We start from the raw sequence: 15140 nt of genomic DNA on the forward strand, positions 1-15140 counted from the left end.
AAGCGGAGATCCGGGATCCATTCCGGAGCATATGCAAGAGAGGTTCCGGAATGGATCCCGGGTCTCCCTCCGGTCGCCCGGGATGACCCGCGTTTTTCAGCGAAGGTCATCGTCTGGCTCAGCCGCCCGTCATCGGCGGGAAGAAGGCGATCTCGCTGGCGCCTTCCAGGCTCGCGCCCGGCTTGACATGGGTCTGGTTGATCGCGGCGCGCACCAGCGTCTCGTTCTCGAAGGCGGCGGCATAGCCCTCGTCGCGGGTCTTCAGCCAGCGCACGAGGTCGAGCACCGTGCGGGTGCCGGCAGGCAGCTCGACCTGTTCCTCGGCCATGCCGACGCGCTCGCGCACCCAGGCGAAATAAACCAGCCTGACGCTGCGGGCCTGAGTGGCCGGAGCCGATGTCGCGAGAGCCTGCGTCATGGTTCGCGCGTGTCCTCCTCGACCATGTGGCGGATGCCGGCGTTGAAATAGTCCCAGCCCGTATAGATGGTCAGCGCGGCCGCGACCCACAACATGACGATGCCGATCTGGGTGTTGGGCGGCAGCACCTTGTCGCCGGCCGGTCCTGCGACGAGGAAGCCCAGCGCCAGAAGCTGCGCCGTCGTCTTCCATTTGGCGATCTGGCTGACGGGGACGCTGACCTTCAGCTCGGCCAGGAACTCGCGCAGTCCCGAGACCAGGATCTCGCGGCAGAGGATGACGATCGCCGCCCAGAGCGACCAGCCATGGATGGTGCCGTCGGCCACCAGCATGAGCAGCAGCGCGCAGACCAGCAGCTTGTCGGCGATCGGATCGAGCATGCGGCCGATCGCCGATTGCTGGCTCCAGGCGCGCGCGATCCAGCCGTCGAGGAAATCGGTAACCGCCGCCATGACGTAGATCGCGAGCGCGATCCAGCGGACCCAGTCGTCTTTGGGCCAATAGAGCAGCGCGACCAGGGCCGGGATCGCGAGGATCCGGCCGTAGGTAAGGAGGTTGGGCAGCGACCATGGGCCGCGCCGCCTGATGGCATCTGGAAGAATCGTCACGGTCATCACCAAAGCAGCGCCTTTGCGACAGCGTCAACACGCAATGCTGGCAGGAGCGAGACGGGCTGCCGACTTCAGCGCCTGAGCCCCGTGATATCGCTGCTCGAGCGCCGAGGCGGGCCGCTTGGGATATAGACCGGTCGCGACGGAGCTGCGCTGCGGGCCGGGGCATAGGCGCGGCCATAGGAAATCGAACGGGCGGGATACATGCTCGCCGCCATCGAGCCGATCTGCAATCCGAGCATCATCGCGTCGGCAATGGTCATGTCCTGGCTGGGGTCGCGCCGGCGCGCGGTGGCGATACCTTCGAGTTCTCCGGAGCTTTTGCCCGCGAGGCTGCGATAAAGATCGCCGCCGAGTTGCCCGGTCGCGGGCTCATGCGCCCGGGCCGGCCGGTCAAGTCGGACATTGGCCGCGGCTGCGACCGCGCGTAGCTCCGTGGGGCATCTGGACTTGATCCGGTCGTAGAGTCGGCGGGAGACTTGGCCGTCTCCACGGGCGGAAGCCTCTTGCCAGTCCTTGAAATACCCGCCGCAGCGTTCGGCTTGGGTATCGCGCTGGAGATAATCGTTCTGCGTCGCGAACTCCTTGGTGACGCAGCACACCGGCGTCGCTCCGGGAGGCACACTGACATGGACGCCCGAGCCGCCATAGTCGTCCTGGCCGCTGGCCTGGCGCATCTTTTTGCAAATGGCGCCCTCGAGCCGATAGGGATAGACGGGCCCGCAGGACGAATTCGCCGCCGGTTCCTGCGACTGGGCCTGACTTTGCGGCATGGCCATGACGAAAAGCGCTGTGAACGCCATGGCGAGCCACTTTCGTCCGCTCGTGATTGCGCGCATCATCGCCCCCGGAAGACTGCAGCAGTGATCGTCGTATCATAAATCGACCTGTTGCCCGGCGCCATGGGGGGAATATGATCCAGTTCAGCAGCCGCAGGCGAATATTCGTGCTTTGCGTGACGCCGTTACTTGCCGCGATTGCCGGCTGCGTTGCCTATGAGCCGCCCAAATACGACGACGCGGCGCTCGGCACGGGGCGCTCGCTCGGGTCTTCTGGTTCCGCTCCCAGCACCGGGCGGATCGGGCTGGTCGTCAACGCCAATACCGAGCGCTCATTGCAGGATTCCAAGAAGATTCACGAAAGCTTGGGAAGCTTCGTGCTCGTCAACACCGCCGCGCAGCAGGACATCGATCCGACCTATCTCCATGCACGCCTGATCGCGGCGCTGAAGCGGCGCTATCCCAGCGTCGATGTGGCGAAGGACTTGTCGTCGTCGATCGCGGCGGGGCATGCGAGCACGGCCGTCGTCGATGTGCGTACGCGTGCCGGCAAGGTCAGCGGCGACAAGTCCACGGTCGAGATCAACATCGTGTTCTTCGACCGGGCCAGACGGCCGACGGCGCGCCTTGTCGGCAACGGCGCCGGCACCATTCCCTATCCGGCCTGGGATTTCGGATTGCAGAACGCGGCCGACCAGGCAGTCGAGCAGATCGCCGCGAAGCTCTGAGGCTGCGCCGTCAGTGTTCGTGAAAATGGTCGTGCACTGCCTTGGCCGTGGCGGCATTGACGCCGGGCGTGCGCATCAAATCGTCGAGCTTGGCGCGCTTGATCGCCTTGACCGTGCCGAAGTGCAAAAGCAGCGCTCTTTTCCGCGACGGGCCGATGCCGGGGATCTCGTCGAGCGGGTTCGTCATCGTGTCCTTCTTGCGCCGCGCCCGGTGCGTGCCGATGGCGAAGCGGTGGGCCTCGTCGCGCAGGCGCTGGATGAAATACAGCGCCGGATCGCGCGGCTGCAGCTTGAACGGCTCGCGGCCGACCATGTGGAAGGTCTCGCGCATGGCATTGCGGTCCTCGCCCTTGGCGATCGCGACGAGCGGGACGTTGGCGGCTCCGAGTTCGGCCATGATCCGGCGCGCCGCCTCGAACTGGCCCTTGCCGCCGTCGACGATGACGAGATCGGGCCGCGAGGGGAAGGCGTCGTCATCCTCGTCGCGTGGCGCAACTCCGCCCATCCCATCCGAGCCCTCATCCTGAGGAGCGCCGTCAGGCGCGTCTCGAAGGATGGTCGCGGAGGCTCCGTCGCTGGCTGGAACATCCTTCGAGACGCCGCTTTGCGGCTCCTCAGGATGAGGGCTCGAGGGTAGAGAAACGCCCGCCTCCTTCGCCAGCCTTGCAAACCGCCGCTGCAGCACCTCCCGCATCATGCCGAAATCGTCGCCGGCGATGGTGTCGGAGGAGATGTTGAAGGTGCGGTAGTGGCTCTTCATGAAGCCGTCGCGGCCCGCCACGATCATGCCGCCCACCGCGTTGGTGCCCATGATGTGCGAGTTGTCATAGACCTCGACGCGGCGCGGCGGCTTGGCCAGACCGAAGGCGGCGCCGAGCGCCGCCAGCAGCGAGGTCTGGCCGGCATTGTCGGCGAGCTTGCGCGACAATGCCTCGCGGGCGTTCTTGCGGGCGTGCTCGATCAAATCGACCCGCTCGCCGCGCTTGGGGTTGGCGACCTCGACCTTGCGGCCGGCCCGGGCCGAGAGCGCCTCCGCGATCAGCTCGATCTCCTCGACAGGGTGGGAGAGCAGCACGAGCCGCGGCGGCGGCTTGTCGTCGTAGAACTGGGTCACGACCGAGGCCAGCACCTCGGCGGGCGTCAGGCTGCGGTCGGCGCGCGGAAACAGGGCCCGGTTGCCCCAGTTCTGCTTGTTGCGGAAGAAGAAGATCTCGACGCAGAACTGCCCGGCCTGCTCGTCGATGGCGAAGACATCGGCCTCCTCGACGCCTTGCGTGTTGATGTCCTGCCCGGCCTGCACGGCGGACAGCGCCGCCAGACGGTCGCGGTAGCGCGCCGCCTTCTCGAATTCGAGCTCCTCGGCCGCCTCCTGCATGCGGGCGGATAGCAACTGCTTCACATTGGAGGAGCGGCCCGAGAGGAAGTCCCGCGCCTGGCCAGCCAGCGCCTGATAATCCGGAATCGTGATCTCGCCGGTGCAGGGGCCGGAGCAGCGCTTGATCTGGAAGAGCAGGCAGGGGCGCGTGCGGTTCTCGTAGAAGGAATCGGTGCAGGAGCGCAGCAGGAAGGCTTTCTGCAGCGCGTCGATGGTGCGCTCGACCGCCCAGACCGAGGCGAAGGGACCGAAATAATCACCCTTGCGCTGGCGCGAGCCGCGATGCTTGGCGATCTGCGGCGCCTCGTGATCGCCGCTCAGCAGGATATAGGGGAAGCTCTTGTCGTCGCGTAGCAGCACGTTGTAGCGCGGCCGGAGCTGCTTGATCAGGTTGGATTCGAGCAGCAGCGCCTCGGTTTCCGTGCCGGTGGTGACGAATTCCATGTTCGCCGTCTCGGCGACCATGCGGGCGACGGCATTGGTATGGGCCATGCCGCGGGCATAAGCTGTGACGCGGTTCTTCAGGCTCTTGGCCTTGCCGACATAGAGCACCTCGCCGGCGCGATCGAACATCCGGTAGACGCCGGGCTTGTTGGGCAAATGCTTGGCGAAACCGGCAATGACCTCGATGCCGTGCTTCAACGCGCCGGGCGCGGTCTCGCCGAGATCGAGCGCGGGAGCGGCCGGAAGAGTGTCCTCCACCTCGGGTTCGATCTCGGTCTGCGGCAGGTCGTCGTTCGGTGGGCGATTCATCAACCCCATGTAGGACGAGATCGGCGTTTCGTCATGTCAGGAGCGGCGGGTCCTGCTGCTGCGCCTGTGCGATGCGCTGGAGCTTGTCGGGGTTGCGCGTGATGTAGATTCCCGTGATCAGCCCGTCCTCGATCGCCAGCGCGGTCGTCTGGAGGACTTCGCCGCGCTCATAACTGACATAGCCCGGAAGCCCGTCGATCCAGAGCGGCTGGACCATCGAGGCCCAGCCATCGCCGAACTTGCGGTTCAACCCGGCAAAGAGGCGCAGGATCCGGGCAGCGCCGAGGATCGGCCGGCGGAAGGCGAGAACCTTGCCGCCGCCATCGGCCTGCAGCACGACGTCGCGGGCGAGGAGTGCCTGCAAGGCGCCGAGATCGCCGCTGGTCGATGCGGCGAAGAAGGCGGTGGCGATGCGGTCGCCATCGGCGCGCGCCACCGGATAGCGCGGGCGGGCGGCCTGAACGTGCCGGCGCGCCCTGACCGCGAGCTGGCGAACCGCCGCAGCGTCGCGATCCAGCGTGGTGGCGACCTCGTCGAGCGCCACGCCGAAGACGTCATGCAGCAGGAAAGCGGCCCGCTCCAGCGGCGAGAGACGCTCGAGCGCGAGCATCAGGGTCAGCGTCAGGTCGTCATGATCAGGCTCGTCGGGTGTCATGACGAGCGGTTCGGGCAGCCATTCGCCGACATAGGTTTCGCGGCGGGCGCGGGCGGATTTCATTTCGTCGAGGCAGAGCCGCGTCACGATCCGCGAGAGGAAGGCAGGAACCGAGCGGACCTCGCCGCGATCGACCTGCCGCCAGCGCAGCCAGGCGTCCTGAACGACATCCTCAGCCTCAGAACGCGAGCCCAGCATGCGATAGGCGAGGCGCAGCAGCCGCGGCCGCTGCGCCTCGAAGATATCGGCCGGAGCCTCAGGCGGCGACACGGGGAGCGTCCACCGGGTGAACCGCGCGAAGCCCCACCTGCAGCCGGTTCCACAGGTTGATCGCGCCGATCAGCAGCGTCAGATGGACGATCTCGGTCTCGTTGAACTGACTCTTTAGCGCCTCGTAGTCGGCATCGGGCGCGCCGGTCTGCGGCAGCAATGTCAGCGCCTCCGTCCAGGCCAGAGCCGCACGCTCGCGCTCGCTGTAGAACGGCGATTCCCGCCAGGCCGTCAGCATATAAAGCCGCATTTCGCTTTCGCCATGGTTGCGCAGGTCGGTGGCGTGCATATGGATGCAGAAGGCGCAGCCATTGATCTGCGAAGCCCGCAGCTTCACCAGTTCGATGAGAATGTGATCGAGGCTCTCGATCTTCAGGCTGGTTTCCAGCGCCATCATCGCCTTGATGCCTTCAGGCGCGACCTTGAAGGGGTTTTTCACACGCGGCGTCATCATCGTTCTCCTTCATGCACCATGCATGTGCAGGCAAGACGAGACAGGCGTGCAGAATGTGACATGAGCCCAGAAAAAATGTCGTGCGAGGTGCACGCGCGGTCCGGCTGGTCGCGCCTCACGCATTCGCGCCTCCCCAAGCTTGGACTTGACCCTGCCCGCATCCGGTGGCCATCACCTTGCGCCCGCCACCGGACGCCTCGCCCATGCCAACATTCGCCATTGCCTTTCCGGTGATCGATCCGGTCGCGCTGCAGCTCGGGCCGCTCTCGGTCAAATGGTACGGGCTCGCCTATGTCGTGGGCCTGCTCGGCGGCTGGTGGTATGCGCGCCGGCTGGTTTCGGCCGAGCCGCTCTGGGCCGGGCGGGCGCGGCCCAAGGCCGATGAGCTCGACGATATGCTGCTGTTCGTGGCGCTCGGCGTCGTGCTCGGCGGGCGGCTCGGCTTCGTGCTGTTCTACGATCTGCAGCGCTATCTCGCCCGGCCGCAGGATATCGTCGCGATCTGGCAGGGCGGCATGTCCTTCCATGGCGGCTTGATCGGCGCCGCGACGGGCTTGTGGCTGTTTGCGCGCCGGCGCGGCTGCCCGGCGCTGTCGGTGTTCGATCTGGCTGCCGCGGTGGTGCCCATCGGGCTGTTCCTCGGCCGCATCGCCAATTTCATCAAACCTGAGCTCTGGGGCCGGCCTGCGCCGGACGTGTCCTGGGCCGTGGTGTTTCCGGATGGCGGGCCGCTGCCGCGCCATCCGAGCCAGCTCTACGAGGCGCTGGGCGAGGGCATCCTGCTGTTCATCCTGCTGTCGCTGCTGGTGCGGGCCGGCGGGCTGAAGCGGCCGGGGCTCGTCGCCGGCGTGTTCGGCATGGGCTATGCCGTTGCCCGCATCGTCTGCGAGTTCTTCCGCGAGCCGGATCCGCAGCTCGGCTTCCTGTTCGGTGCCTCGGTCGATGCGCTGTCGGGTGGCGTCACCATGGGCATGCTTTTGTCGCTGCCGCTCTTCGTCGCCGGGCTATGGCTCGTGCTGCGCGCCAGAAGAACCGTCGCGTGAGCGGGTTGAAGGCGGAACTCATCCGCCTGATCCGCGACGAGGGGCCGATGTCGGTCTCGCGCTATATGGCGCTCTGCCTCGGCCATCCGCGCCATGGCTACTACATGACGCGCGATCCCTTCGGCGCGCAGGGCGATTTCACCACTGCGCCCGAGATCAGCCAGATGTTCGGCGAGATGATCGGGCTCTGGGCGGCCCATCTCTGGCAGGCGATGGGCGCGCCGCCGCGTTTCGGGCTGGTCGAGCTCGGCCCCGGACGCGGCACGCTGATGGCCGACATGCTGCGCGCCACGCGGATTGTGCCGGGTTTCCACGCGGCGGCATCGGTGCGGCTGGTCGAGACGAGCCCGGTGTTGCGGGCCGTCCAGGCCGAAACGCTCGCCGGAACGACCGAGCCGGTCTGGCATGACGAGATCGGCCGCGCGCTGGACGGACCCGCCATCGTCGTCGCCAACGAGTTCCTCGATGCGCTGCCGCTCGACCAGTTCGTGATGACGCCACAGGGCTGGCGCGAGCGGCTGGTCGGTTTGGGTGGCGATGGCGAGCTGATCTTGGGGTTGGCGGCTGCCGATAGCGGGTTGTCGCTGGCCGGAACCCAAGGCGACGTCTTCGAGCAGCCGAACGTTGCGCTGGATATCGTCGCCAGGATCGCCGGGCATGTCGCACAGGCGGGGGGCGGGGTGCTCCTGATCGACTACGGCTCTGTTCAATCGGGCCTCGGTGATACGCTGCAGGCGATGAAACGGCATGCTTTCGTGCCGGTTCTGGCCGAGCCCGGTGAGGCCGATCTCACCGTGCATGTCGATTTCGCGCGGATGGGACAAGCGGCGCTGCGGGCGGGCGCGGCCCTCCATGGGCCGGTGACCCAGGCCGGTTTCCTGCTCGCGCTGGGCCTGGCCGAGCGGGCTCAGGCGCTGTCGCGCAAGGCGCCGCCGGACCAGGCCTACGCGATCGGCGTGGCTTTCGACCGTCTGACGCAAGCCGGCGCGACCGGTATGGGCGATTTGTTCAAGGTTCTGGCATTATCGCATCCGGCTCTGCCGCCGCTGCCCGGATTTGACCTTCATCGGCTGCCAGAGCAGGGCTGACGACAGCCCTGCCGCGAACCGGACGACATCATGGTCATTCTCTCTCCCGATCTCGCCGCCGAGCCCGGCATCCGCCACGCCTTCTTCACCCGTGAGGGCGGCGTCTCGACCGGAATCTATGCCTCGCTGAATGGCGGGCTCGGTTCGGCCGATTCGCCCGAGGCAATCGTCGAGAACCGCAAGCGCATGGCGGCGCATATGGTCGTCGAGCCGTCGCATCTGGTCAGCCTCTATCAGGTGCATTCGGCGGATGTGGAAATCGTCAGCGGGCCGTGGCAGGCGGAGCGGCCGAAGGCCGACGCGATGGTCAGCGTCGCGCCGGGTGTCGCGCTCGGCATATCCACGGCCGATTGCGGGCCGATCCTGTTCGCCGACAGCGAGGCGCGGGTCATCGGCGCGGCCCATGCCGGCTGGAAGGGTGCGTTCACCGGCATCGTGGCCTCGACCGTGACCGCGATGGAGAAGCTCGGCGCTCGGCGCGAGCGCATCCTGGCTGTGCTCGGCCCGACGATCAGCGCAGGCGCCTATGAGGTCGGGCCGGAATTCATCGAGCGCTTCAAGGCGGCGAACCCGACCTATGGCCGGTTCTTCACCGCTTCCGAGCGGGCGGCCCATGCGATGTTCGACCTGCCGGCCTTCATCGGCCTGCGCGCGCAGGAGGCGGGCATCGGCCGCTTCGTCGATCTGTCGCTATGCACCTATGGCGACCCGGAGCGCTTCTTCAGCTATCGCCGCACGACGCATAATAGCGAGCCGGATTACGGCCGGCTGATCTCGGCTATCGCGCTGGACTGAGGCCTGTCACAGAAGGTGGCGGCCGGCGTCCATGCGCTGGTGGAGAATGCGGACGACCTCGATGCGGTCTGGGGCGAGGCGATAGAAGATGGCGTGCGAACCGACACCATAGCGTCGATAGCCCGCACGAAGATCGGTGCATTCGACTCCGAGGTCGGGCATGTCTTTATAGCCGCGATAGCGAGTTTGCGAGGCTTGCCAAGTAGATTTTGGCGCGAGCCACACCCCATTCCTGCTTCGAGTAATGGGCTATCTGCCGCAGATCGGCTTTGGCTGCTGGCCTGAGGAAAAGCCGCCTCATTTCGCGGGAGCTGTTTCGGGGAACTCCTCGGCCATGAACGATTCGGGGTCGAATTCTTCGGCGTCTCCGCTTCGCTCGCCTTCAAGCAAAGCGGCTCGCAACGATTCCAGGCGCGTCTCGTTTTCCTCCAGCAACCGCAATCCGGCCCGAACGACTTCGCTGGCGGAGCCGTAGCGGCCCTTCTCGACCTCGGTTTCGATAAAGGCGACGAAATGCTCGCTCAGGCTGATCGAGGTGTTCTTGCCCATCGCATCGTCTCCTGCGTTACCAAAGCTTGGTATATAGCGCGCCGTCGCGCCTGTCATGCGCAACGATGCGTGACGCCGCCGAGGCAAATCTCCTACGATGGCTTTGTGCCGCGATCGGAAAGACCACGATGCCCCGCTCCATCGACTATTATTTCTCCCTGCACTCGCCCTGGACCTATCTCGGTCACGCCACCTTCCTCGACATCGCCGGGCGGCATGGCTGCACCATCGTCTACCGCCCGGTGCCGCTGCGTGCGGTCTTCGACGAGACCGGCGGCTTGCCGCTGCCCAAACGCCATCCCGTGCGCCAGCGCTACCGGCTGATGGATCTGCAGCGCTGGCGCGAGCGCCGCGGCGTGCCGCTGGTGCTGCAACCGAAGCATTTTCCGTTCGATCCGGCGCTGGCCGATCGCTTCCTGATCGCGATCGTGCAGGCGGGCGGCGACCCCGGCCGGTTCATGGGAGAGATCATGGCTGGTGTCTGGGCGCGGGACGACGACATGACGCAGCCCGATGCCGTCGCCGCGGTGGCGCAGGCGACGGGCTTCGACGCGCACGCGCTCGCCAAGGTTGCCGAGAGCGACGCGGTGCGGCAGCGTTACGAGGCCACCATCACGGCGGCGATCGAGGCTGGCGTCTTCGGTGCGCCGAGCTATGTGCTCGATGGCGAGGTGTTCTGGGGCCAGGACCGGCTCGAACTGCTGGACAGCGCTCTCACGAGTGGCCGCGCGCCTTATCGGCCCGACGCCAGCGCCTGAATCGGTCAGCCGATGATGTCGGGCGTGCGCCAGCCGAGATGTTGGCCGGCATCGACGGCAATCATCTGGCCGGTCACCGAGCGCGCCTGCGCCAGATAGAGCACCGCATCGGCGATCTCGCTCGCCTCGACCTTGTGCCGCAGCAGCGTGGCGGCGGCTTCCTGCGCCATGGCATCCGCGCCGTCATGGGAGTTCGGCAGCGTCGGGCCGGGGCCCACCGCATTGACGCGGATGCGTGGCGCCAGCGCCTGCGCCATCGTCTTGGTCGCCGTCAGCAGGGCCGCCTTGGTCAGGGTGTAGGAGTAATATTGCGGCGTCAGCTTCCAGACGCGCTGGTCGATGATGTTGACGATCGCGCCAAAGCGCCCCTCGGGAAGCCGGTTGGCCAGCGCGCCGGCGAGGACCGATGGCGCCCGCAGATTGATCGAGAACTGGCGGTTCCAGGTTGTGACGTCGATCGCGGTGACATCGTCGATCAGGAAGCTCGAGGCGTTGTTGACGAGCAGGGTGACGGGGCCGAGCGCCGCTTCCGCTGCCGGCACGAGCGCATCGACGCCAGCCGGATCGGCCAGATCGGCGCTCACCACCGCCGCGCGGCCGCCGCGCCGTTCGATTTCCGATGCCAGCGCCTCGGCCTCCGCCCGCGCGCTGCCGCAATGGATCGCGACCGCGTAGCCGGCCCCGGCCAAGCGCTCGACGATGGCGCGGCCGATTCGCCGCGCGCCGCCCGTAACCAACGCGACCTCAGACATCGCGCTTGTCCGGTCCGGACGCGCCCGCGCGGCGCTGAAGCCGTCTCTCCCAGTGCTTGGCGACCCGCAGATAGCGATAGAAGGCGTAGTTCATCGCGGTCATGAAGCCATAGACGCCGCGCAGCGCATGACGGCGGCCGATATAGGCCTTGATGAAGTTCGCCGGAAATTCGACGACGAGGCGGAAGACGGAGAGCGACATGCCACGCTTGTCGAGATCGTCGGCCTGGGCGTCGCTGTAGCCATTGAGCTTGGCCATCTGCTCACCGAGCGAGCGCACCGAATAGTGGTGCACGGTGCCTTTGAGCCGCGCGATTCGTGCCTGCGGTTCGAGATCAACGCGGTCATGGACCGGCGAGGGCGAGTAGCGACCCTTGTCCTTGCGATAGAGTCTGACCGGAGCCAGGGCATAGGCGAAGCGATGCGGCGCCGGCTCTCCAGGGAAAATCTCGGCGATTCGCAGTTCATAGGCGTCGGCCGCCGGACTGCTTTCGGCGAAGAGGCTCGCGATCTCTGCCGCGAGGTCTGGCGGCACGACCTCGTCGGCGTCGAGATTGAGGAGCCAATTATGGCGGCATTTCTCTTCGGCGAAGCGCTTCTGCGGGCCATAGCCGGGCCAGGGGTTGAAGATCACCCGCGCGCCGAGCTTTTCGGCGACCGCCTGGGTGCCGTCGGTCGAGCCGGAATCGATCACGACGATATCGTCGCTGAGCCCGCGAACCGCTTGAATCGTGCGTGCGATGCGGTCGGCCTCGTCGCGCGCGATGATGAAAATCGAAAGGTGCGGCACCCTCAGCTCTCGTTTTTTACGTGGTCCATCAAGGCTTAAGCACGCGTCAGAAGGGGCTGCAAGCAGCCCTGAAGAAAACGTGGCGAGAGTTGGAACCTTAGGGGAGGGACGGCGTTTTTCTCGCGGGCTGATGCGAGGCGTAACGGCTTTATTAGTATTCGATTTACCATTCAGCGTGCTTTAACAATCATTAATCTGTCTTTACTCATTTGCCTCAGTCATCCTATTCGTGCCGCATTTCTGCCGCGGTCTGCAAGGCAGATGTGCTTCCGACGCAACAGACAAAGCCGGCTTCTGGTCTTATAACCCTCTCATCGACATCACCCGCCGGTCCCGCCGGCAAAAGCGACACCTAGGAGTTCCATCATGAAGAAGTTTCTGCTCTCGAGCGTTGCGGCGATCGTCCTCGTCGGCGCTGGTGCCGCCTCTGCCGCCGATCTGCCGTCCCGCAAGGGCCCGGTGATGGCGCCGGTCTATGCTCCGATCTTCACCTGGACCGGCTTCTATGTCGGTGCCAACGCCGGCTACGGCTTCGGTAACGTCAATGCCGGCACCGTGTTCGGTGGCCGCACGGTCTCGATCGGCGATCTCGACGGCTTCGTCGGCGGCGGCCAGGTCGGCTATAATTACCAGGTTGGCCAGATCGTCCTCGGCGCTGAGGCCGACTTCCAGGGCGCCGATCTGAGCACCGGCTCCAACGCCTTCGGCGACAGCGTCCGCACCGAGTATTTCGGCACGGTCCGCGCTCGCGTTGGTTTCGCCTTCGACCGGTTCCTGCCCTATGTCACCGGTGGTTGGGCTTACGGCAATGTGAAGACCACGATCGGCGGCCTCGGCTCGACTGACAAGACCCACACCGGCGGCTACGCCATCGGCGCTGGTCTGGAGTACGCCTTCACCAACAACTGGAGCGCCAAGGTCGAGTATCTCTACGTCGATCTCGGCGAGAAGAACGTGTTCAACTCGGGCGTCAAGGTCGGCACCGATTTCTCGGTCGTTCGCGCTGGCCTGAACTACAAGTTCTAGTCTGCCTCCCCTCCCGGGGATCTCATGAACCCGGTGGCTTCGGCCACCGGGTTTTTTGTTGTCGAAATGCCTTGTTGGTCGGGATGATCGGGCGGCGGGCCGGCTCAGCCCTTGAAGCGCGTCGTCTCGAAAGCCGGGACCTTCGCGGCGAAAGCGTCGAGCCAGGCGACGAGGCGGGGATGGTCGGCGCGCCAGGTCCCGGCGAAGCGCAGGTCGAGATAGCCGAGCGCGCTGGCAAGCGCGATCTCGCCGATGCGGGGCCTGTCGGGATAGGCGGGCGGGGCTGCTTCGAGAGAGGCCAGGGCACGCGAGACCTTGCCGGCCTGGTTGGCGACCCAGGTGGCGTTGCGGCCATCTTCAGGCCGGAAGCGGGTCTCGTAGACCTGAAGCAGGGCCGCGTCGCAGAGTCCGTCGGCCAGCGCCTGGAGGCGAAGCTGCGCGAAGCGCTCGTCACCGGCGGGAATCAGACGGTCACCACCGGCGAGATGGTCGAGATAATCGACGATGACGCGCGAATCGAACAGGGTCGTGCCGTCCTCCAGCACCAAAGTCGGGATCTTGCCGAGGGGGTTCTGCTGGCGCAGCGGTTCGGCCGGGTCGTTGGTGTCGGCGGCGACGATCTCGATGCGGTCCATCAATCCGAGTTCGAGCGCCGCGATCTTGACCTTGCGGCCGAACGGGGAAGCAGGGGAGGAGCGCAGGATCAGCATCGGCATGGCCTCAGGCAAGAGCGGGTGGTTCAGCCGTCCGGGCGGATCGGCTCGCATAGATAGCGCGGGTGCGGGCCCTGGGCGAGGCGCTCCGTCAGCGCCGGCAGCAGAATCCGTGCTTCCTGCGCCAGCAGCCAGGGCGGGTTGACCACCAGCATGCCGGTGGCGCTGAGACCGCCGGCGGCTTCCGGCCGGTCGACGTCGATCTCGAGCCGCAGCAGGCGGCCGATTCCGGCGACCGTGATGCCCGCGATCAGATTCGCGACGGCGAGCTTGTCCTTGACCGGATACCAGAGCGCGTAGATTCCGGTCGGCCATTTGCGATGGGCGGCGATCAACTCCGCCTCCAGCGTGGCGAACTCGTCCTTTTCCTCGAACGGCGGATCGATCAGCACGAGGCCGCGCCGTTCCTTGGGCGGGACGTTGCCGCGCAGGGCGTTCCAGCCGTCGATCGCCAGCGCCTTGCAGCGCTCGTCGCGGCCGATGGCCTGGACGAGTTTCTTGTGGGTGTGCTCGTGCAGTTCCGCGGCGATCAGGCGGTCATCGGGACGCATCGCGTGGCGGCAGAGCCAGGGCGAGCCCGGATAGGCATCCGGACCATACAAGGCCCGCGCGCCCGAGACCGCGTCGCGCCACGGCTTGAGCAAGGCTTCGACGGGCGCAGATAGAGGCGAGCGGTCGATTCGCGCGACGCCGTCTTTCCATTCATGCGTGCGCAGCGCCTCCTCGGAGCCGAGGTCGTAGCGGCCCGCTCCGGCATGGGTGTCGACGACGCGATAGGGCGTCGCCTTGCCGTTGAGATGGGTCAGGATGCGCATCAGCACGACGTGCTTGAGGACATCGGCGAAGTTGCCGGCATGGAAGCCGTGGCGGTAGTTCATCCCGCGCTCTTACGCGGCTTTGCAGCGGATGTCAGCGCGGTGCGACGACGGTGATGTCGCGGGTGCGGCAGCCGGAGCGGTCGACCTCCCCACACATGCGGAAATCGCGCAGGTCCTTCGAGAGGCAGATGCGGACCTCTTGCAGCACGCCGCGCTTGCAGGCGACCGACATCATGTCGGTGCGCAGGCCGGGATTGGCGGCGGCGAAGGCGCGTTCGAGATCGATCGCCGTCCAGTTCTGGTCGCGCTCGGCCTTGGCCAGGACGGGGGGAATCACGATCTTCTCGCGGGCGCGCCTGACATCGGCGAAGTAGTCGCTCGGGCTCGACCCCGAGCAGGTGCCGTGCTTGCGCCATTCGTAGCGGGCGAGGCCCTCGGTAGGGAACAGGCCCTTCGCCTGGTCGAGCGCGATTCGCGAGGGCGTGCGGCCGGACGGGCCGCATTCGCTGGGATAGCCGCGCTCGTTCTGCGGCCAGAGGCCATGCACCACGAAGCGCAGGCCGGCGCCCCCGGCGCATTGCTCGCGGTTGCGCTCGCGGTCGCCGTCGAGTTCGCAGAAGCCCGGCGACCATGACAGTGCCAGGACATAAAAGTCGAAATCGCCGGGTTCGCCGCCGCGCTGGTAGCGGCCTTGCGCCGTGACCTCGCCGATCAGCAGGCCGAACAACGCCGCGACGAACAGACCGATGCGGGCGAGGGTCATGG

General features: G+C 66.4%; 19 protein-coding genes. 6 read left to right on the forward strand and 13 right to left on the reverse strand.

Annotation, left to right across the window (positions count from 1 at the left end):
* Positions 1–118 precede the first annotated feature (118 nt).
* The 3 genes from moaD to AC1DYU_RS07570 all read right to left on the reverse strand — a co-directional run bounded on the left by moaD (position 119) and on the right by AC1DYU_RS07570 (position 1832).
* Positions 119–418 (reverse strand): molybdopterin converting factor subunit 1, encoded by a 300-nt coding sequence (gene moaD, locus AC1DYU_RS07560; protein ID WP_158483992.1) that lies wholly within the window; start codon positions 416–418, stop codon positions 119–121.
* Positions 415–1032, reverse strand: a complete 618-nt coding sequence (pgsA, locus tag AC1DYU_RS07565; RefSeq protein WP_158483991.1) for a CDP-diacylglycerol--glycerol-3-phosphate 3-phosphatidyltransferase — start codon at positions 1030–1032, stop codon at positions 415–417. Before pgsA ends, moaD begins: the two co-directional genes overlap by 4 nt.
* Positions 1033–1100: 68 nt before the next feature.
* Positions 1101–1832 (reverse strand): hypothetical protein, encoded by a 732-nt coding sequence (locus AC1DYU_RS07570; protein ID WP_476791089.1) that lies wholly within the window; start codon positions 1830–1832, stop codon positions 1101–1103.
* 26 nt (positions 1833–1858) lie between these two features.
* On the opposite strand from AC1DYU_RS07570, the gene AC1DYU_RS07575 reads away from it, so the two are divergent.
* A complete protein-coding gene (locus AC1DYU_RS07575; protein ID WP_476791090.1) occupies positions 1859–2536 on the forward strand; it encodes a hypothetical protein in 678 nt (225 codons plus the stop codon).
* A 10-nt stretch (positions 2537–2546) separates the two neighbouring features.
* Here the strand turns inward: AC1DYU_RS07575 and uvrC are convergent, their stop codons facing one another.
* The 3 genes from uvrC to AC1DYU_RS07590 are packed head-to-tail and all read right to left on the reverse strand — an operon-like array spanning position 2547 to position 6040.
* Positions 2547–4673: an excinuclease ABC subunit UvrC gene (uvrC, locus tag AC1DYU_RS07580; RefSeq protein WP_476791091.1), complete on the reverse strand. Its 2127-nt coding sequence runs from the start codon at positions 4671–4673 to the stop codon at positions 2547–2549.
* Positions 4674–4695: 22 nt separating this feature from the next.
* Entirely contained in the window at positions 4696–5589 is an 894-nt protein-coding gene (locus AC1DYU_RS07585; RefSeq protein ID WP_476791092.1) for a sigma-70 family RNA polymerase sigma factor, read from the reverse strand.
* A complete protein-coding gene (locus tag AC1DYU_RS07590) occupies positions 5576–6040 on the reverse strand; it encodes a carboxymuconolactone decarboxylase family protein (RefSeq protein ID WP_476791093.1) in 465 nt (154 codons plus the stop codon). Before AC1DYU_RS07590 ends, AC1DYU_RS07585 begins: the two co-directional genes overlap by 14 nt.
* A gap of 206 nt (positions 6041–6246) precedes the next feature.
* Between AC1DYU_RS07590 and lgt the strand changes: the two genes are divergently transcribed.
* Genes lgt through pgeF form a run of 3 tightly spaced genes read left to right on the forward strand, consistent with a single transcriptional unit; the run spans position 6247 to position 8969 of the window.
* On the forward strand, positions 6247–7086 hold the full coding sequence (gene lgt / locus AC1DYU_RS07595) for a prolipoprotein diacylglyceryl transferase (RefSeq protein ID WP_476791094.1): 840 nt from the start codon (positions 6247–6249) through the stop codon (positions 7084–7086).
* Positions 7083–8174, forward strand: a complete 1092-nt coding sequence (locus tag AC1DYU_RS07600; RefSeq protein WP_476791095.1) for a class I SAM-dependent methyltransferase — start codon at positions 7083–7085, stop codon at positions 8172–8174. The genes lgt and AC1DYU_RS07600 overlap by 4 nt, the downstream gene beginning before the upstream one ends.
* A gap of 30 nt (positions 8175–8204) precedes the next feature.
* Positions 8205–8969 (forward strand): peptidoglycan editing factor PgeF, encoded by a 765-nt coding sequence (gene pgeF / locus AC1DYU_RS07605; protein ID WP_158483983.1) that lies wholly within the window; start codon positions 8205–8207, stop codon positions 8967–8969.
* 6 nt (positions 8970–8975) lie between these two features.
* Here pgeF and AC1DYU_RS07610 read toward each other — a convergent pair whose 3' ends face one another.
* Both AC1DYU_RS07610 and AC1DYU_RS07615 read right to left on the reverse strand, forming a co-directional pair.
* Positions 8976–9194, reverse strand: coding sequence for a type II toxin-antitoxin system RelE/ParE family toxin (locus tag AC1DYU_RS07610; RefSeq protein WP_476791096.1), 219 nt, complete (start codon positions 9192–9194; stop codon positions 8976–8978).
* A 72-nt stretch (positions 9195–9266) separates the two neighbouring features.
* Positions 9267–9518, reverse strand: coding sequence for a type II toxin-antitoxin system ParD family antitoxin (locus AC1DYU_RS07615; protein ID WP_476791097.1), 252 nt, complete (start codon positions 9516–9518; stop codon positions 9267–9269).
* A gap of 128 nt (positions 9519–9646) precedes the next feature.
* Here AC1DYU_RS07615 and AC1DYU_RS07620 point away from each other — a divergent pair, with 128 nt between their 5' ends.
* The gene (locus tag AC1DYU_RS07620) at positions 9647–10276 is read left to right on the forward strand and encodes a DsbA family protein (RefSeq protein WP_476791098.1); all 630 of its coding nucleotides are present in this window, start codon (positions 9647–9649) and stop codon (positions 10274–10276) included.
* Between the two features lie 5 nt (positions 10277–10281).
* Here AC1DYU_RS07620 and AC1DYU_RS07625 read toward each other — a convergent pair whose 3' ends face one another.
* Complete coding sequence (locus tag AC1DYU_RS07625; protein ID WP_158483979.1) at positions 10282–11028, reverse strand: SDR family oxidoreductase; 747 nt, start codon at positions 11026–11028, stop codon at positions 10282–10284.
* On the reverse strand, positions 11021–11824 hold the full coding sequence (locus tag AC1DYU_RS07630; RefSeq protein WP_476791315.1) for a glycosyltransferase family 2 protein: 804 nt from the start codon (positions 11822–11824) through the stop codon (positions 11021–11023). The genes AC1DYU_RS07625 and AC1DYU_RS07630 overlap by 8 nt, the downstream gene beginning before the upstream one ends.
* A gap of 360 nt (positions 11825–12184) precedes the next feature.
* On the opposite strand from AC1DYU_RS07630, the gene AC1DYU_RS07635 reads away from it, so the two are divergent.
* Positions 12185–12844 (forward strand): outer membrane protein, encoded by a 660-nt coding sequence (locus tag AC1DYU_RS07635; protein WP_158483977.1) that lies wholly within the window; start codon positions 12185–12187, stop codon positions 12842–12844.
* A gap of 104 nt (positions 12845–12948) precedes the next feature.
* Here AC1DYU_RS07635 and AC1DYU_RS07640 read toward each other — a convergent pair whose 3' ends face one another.
* Genes AC1DYU_RS07640 through AC1DYU_RS07650 form a run of 3 tightly spaced genes read right to left on the reverse strand, consistent with a single transcriptional unit; the run spans position 12949 to position 15138 of the window.
* Positions 12949–13554 (reverse strand): glutathione S-transferase, encoded by a 606-nt coding sequence (locus AC1DYU_RS07640; RefSeq protein WP_158484350.1) that lies wholly within the window; start codon positions 13552–13554, stop codon positions 12949–12951.
* Positions 13555–13583: 29 nt separating this feature from the next.
* On the reverse strand, positions 13584–14435 hold the full coding sequence (locus AC1DYU_RS07645; RefSeq protein WP_476791099.1) for a 23S rRNA (adenine(2030)-N(6))-methyltransferase RlmJ: 852 nt from the start codon (positions 14433–14435) through the stop codon (positions 13584–13586).
* A gap of 31 nt (positions 14436–14466) precedes the next feature.
* Entirely contained in the window at positions 14467–15138 is a 672-nt protein-coding gene (locus tag AC1DYU_RS07650) for a ribonuclease T2 family protein (RefSeq protein WP_476791100.1), read from the reverse strand.
* Between the last annotated feature and the right edge of the window lie 2 nt (positions 15139–15140).

The organism is Allobosea sp. P2_B12 (genome assembly GCF_056404835.1).

Bases quoted from the DNA above. Each gene is read 5' to 3' on its own strand.
- moaD (WP_158483992.1), bottom strand. From the start codon at position 418: ATGACGCAGGCTCTCGCGACATCGGCTCCGGCCACTCAGGCCCGCAGC.
- pgsA (WP_158483991.1), bottom strand. From the start codon at position 1,032: ATGACCGTGACGATTCTTCCAGATGCCATCAGGCGGCGCGGCCCATGG.
- AC1DYU_RS07570 (WP_476791089.1), bottom strand. From the start codon at position 1,832: ATGGCGTTCACAGCGCTTTTCGTCATGGCCATGCCGCAAAGTCAGGCC.
- uvrC (WP_476791091.1), bottom strand. From the start codon at position 4,673: ATGGGGTTGATGAATCGCCCACCGAACGACGACCTGCCGCAGACCGAG.
- AC1DYU_RS07590 (WP_476791093.1), bottom strand. From the start codon at position 6,040: ATGACGCCGCGTGTGAAAAACCCCTTCAAGGTCGCGCCTGAAGGCATC.
- lgt (WP_476791094.1), top strand. From the start codon at position 6,247: ATGCCAACATTCGCCATTGCCTTTCCGGTGATCGATCCGGTCGCGCTG.
- pgeF (WP_158483983.1), top strand. From the start codon at position 8,205: ATGGTCATTCTCTCTCCCGATCTCGCCGCCGAGCCCGGCATCCGCCAC.
- AC1DYU_RS07615 (WP_476791097.1), bottom strand. From the start codon at position 9,518: ATGGGCAAGAACACCTCGATCAGCCTGAGCGAGCATTTCGTCGCCTTT.
- AC1DYU_RS07620 (WP_476791098.1), top strand. From the start codon at position 9,647: ATGCCCCGCTCCATCGACTATTATTTCTCCCTGCACTCGCCCTGGACC.
- AC1DYU_RS07625 (WP_158483979.1), bottom strand. From the start codon at position 11,028: ATGTCTGAGGTCGCGTTGGTTACGGGCGGCGCGCGGCGAATCGGCCGC.
- AC1DYU_RS07635 (WP_158483977.1), top strand. From the start codon at position 12,185: ATGAAGAAGTTTCTGCTCTCGAGCGTTGCGGCGATCGTCCTCGTCGGC.
- AC1DYU_RS07640 (WP_158484350.1), bottom strand. From the start codon at position 13,554: ATGCTGATCCTGCGCTCCTCCCCTGCTTCCCCGTTCGGCCGCAAGGTC.
- AC1DYU_RS07645 (WP_476791099.1), bottom strand. From the start codon at position 14,435: ATGAACTACCGCCACGGCTTCCATGCCGGCAACTTCGCCGATGTCCTC.
- AC1DYU_RS07650 (WP_476791100.1), bottom strand. From the start codon at position 15,138: ATGACCCTCGCCCGCATCGGTCTGTTCGTCGCGGCGTTGTTCGGCCTG.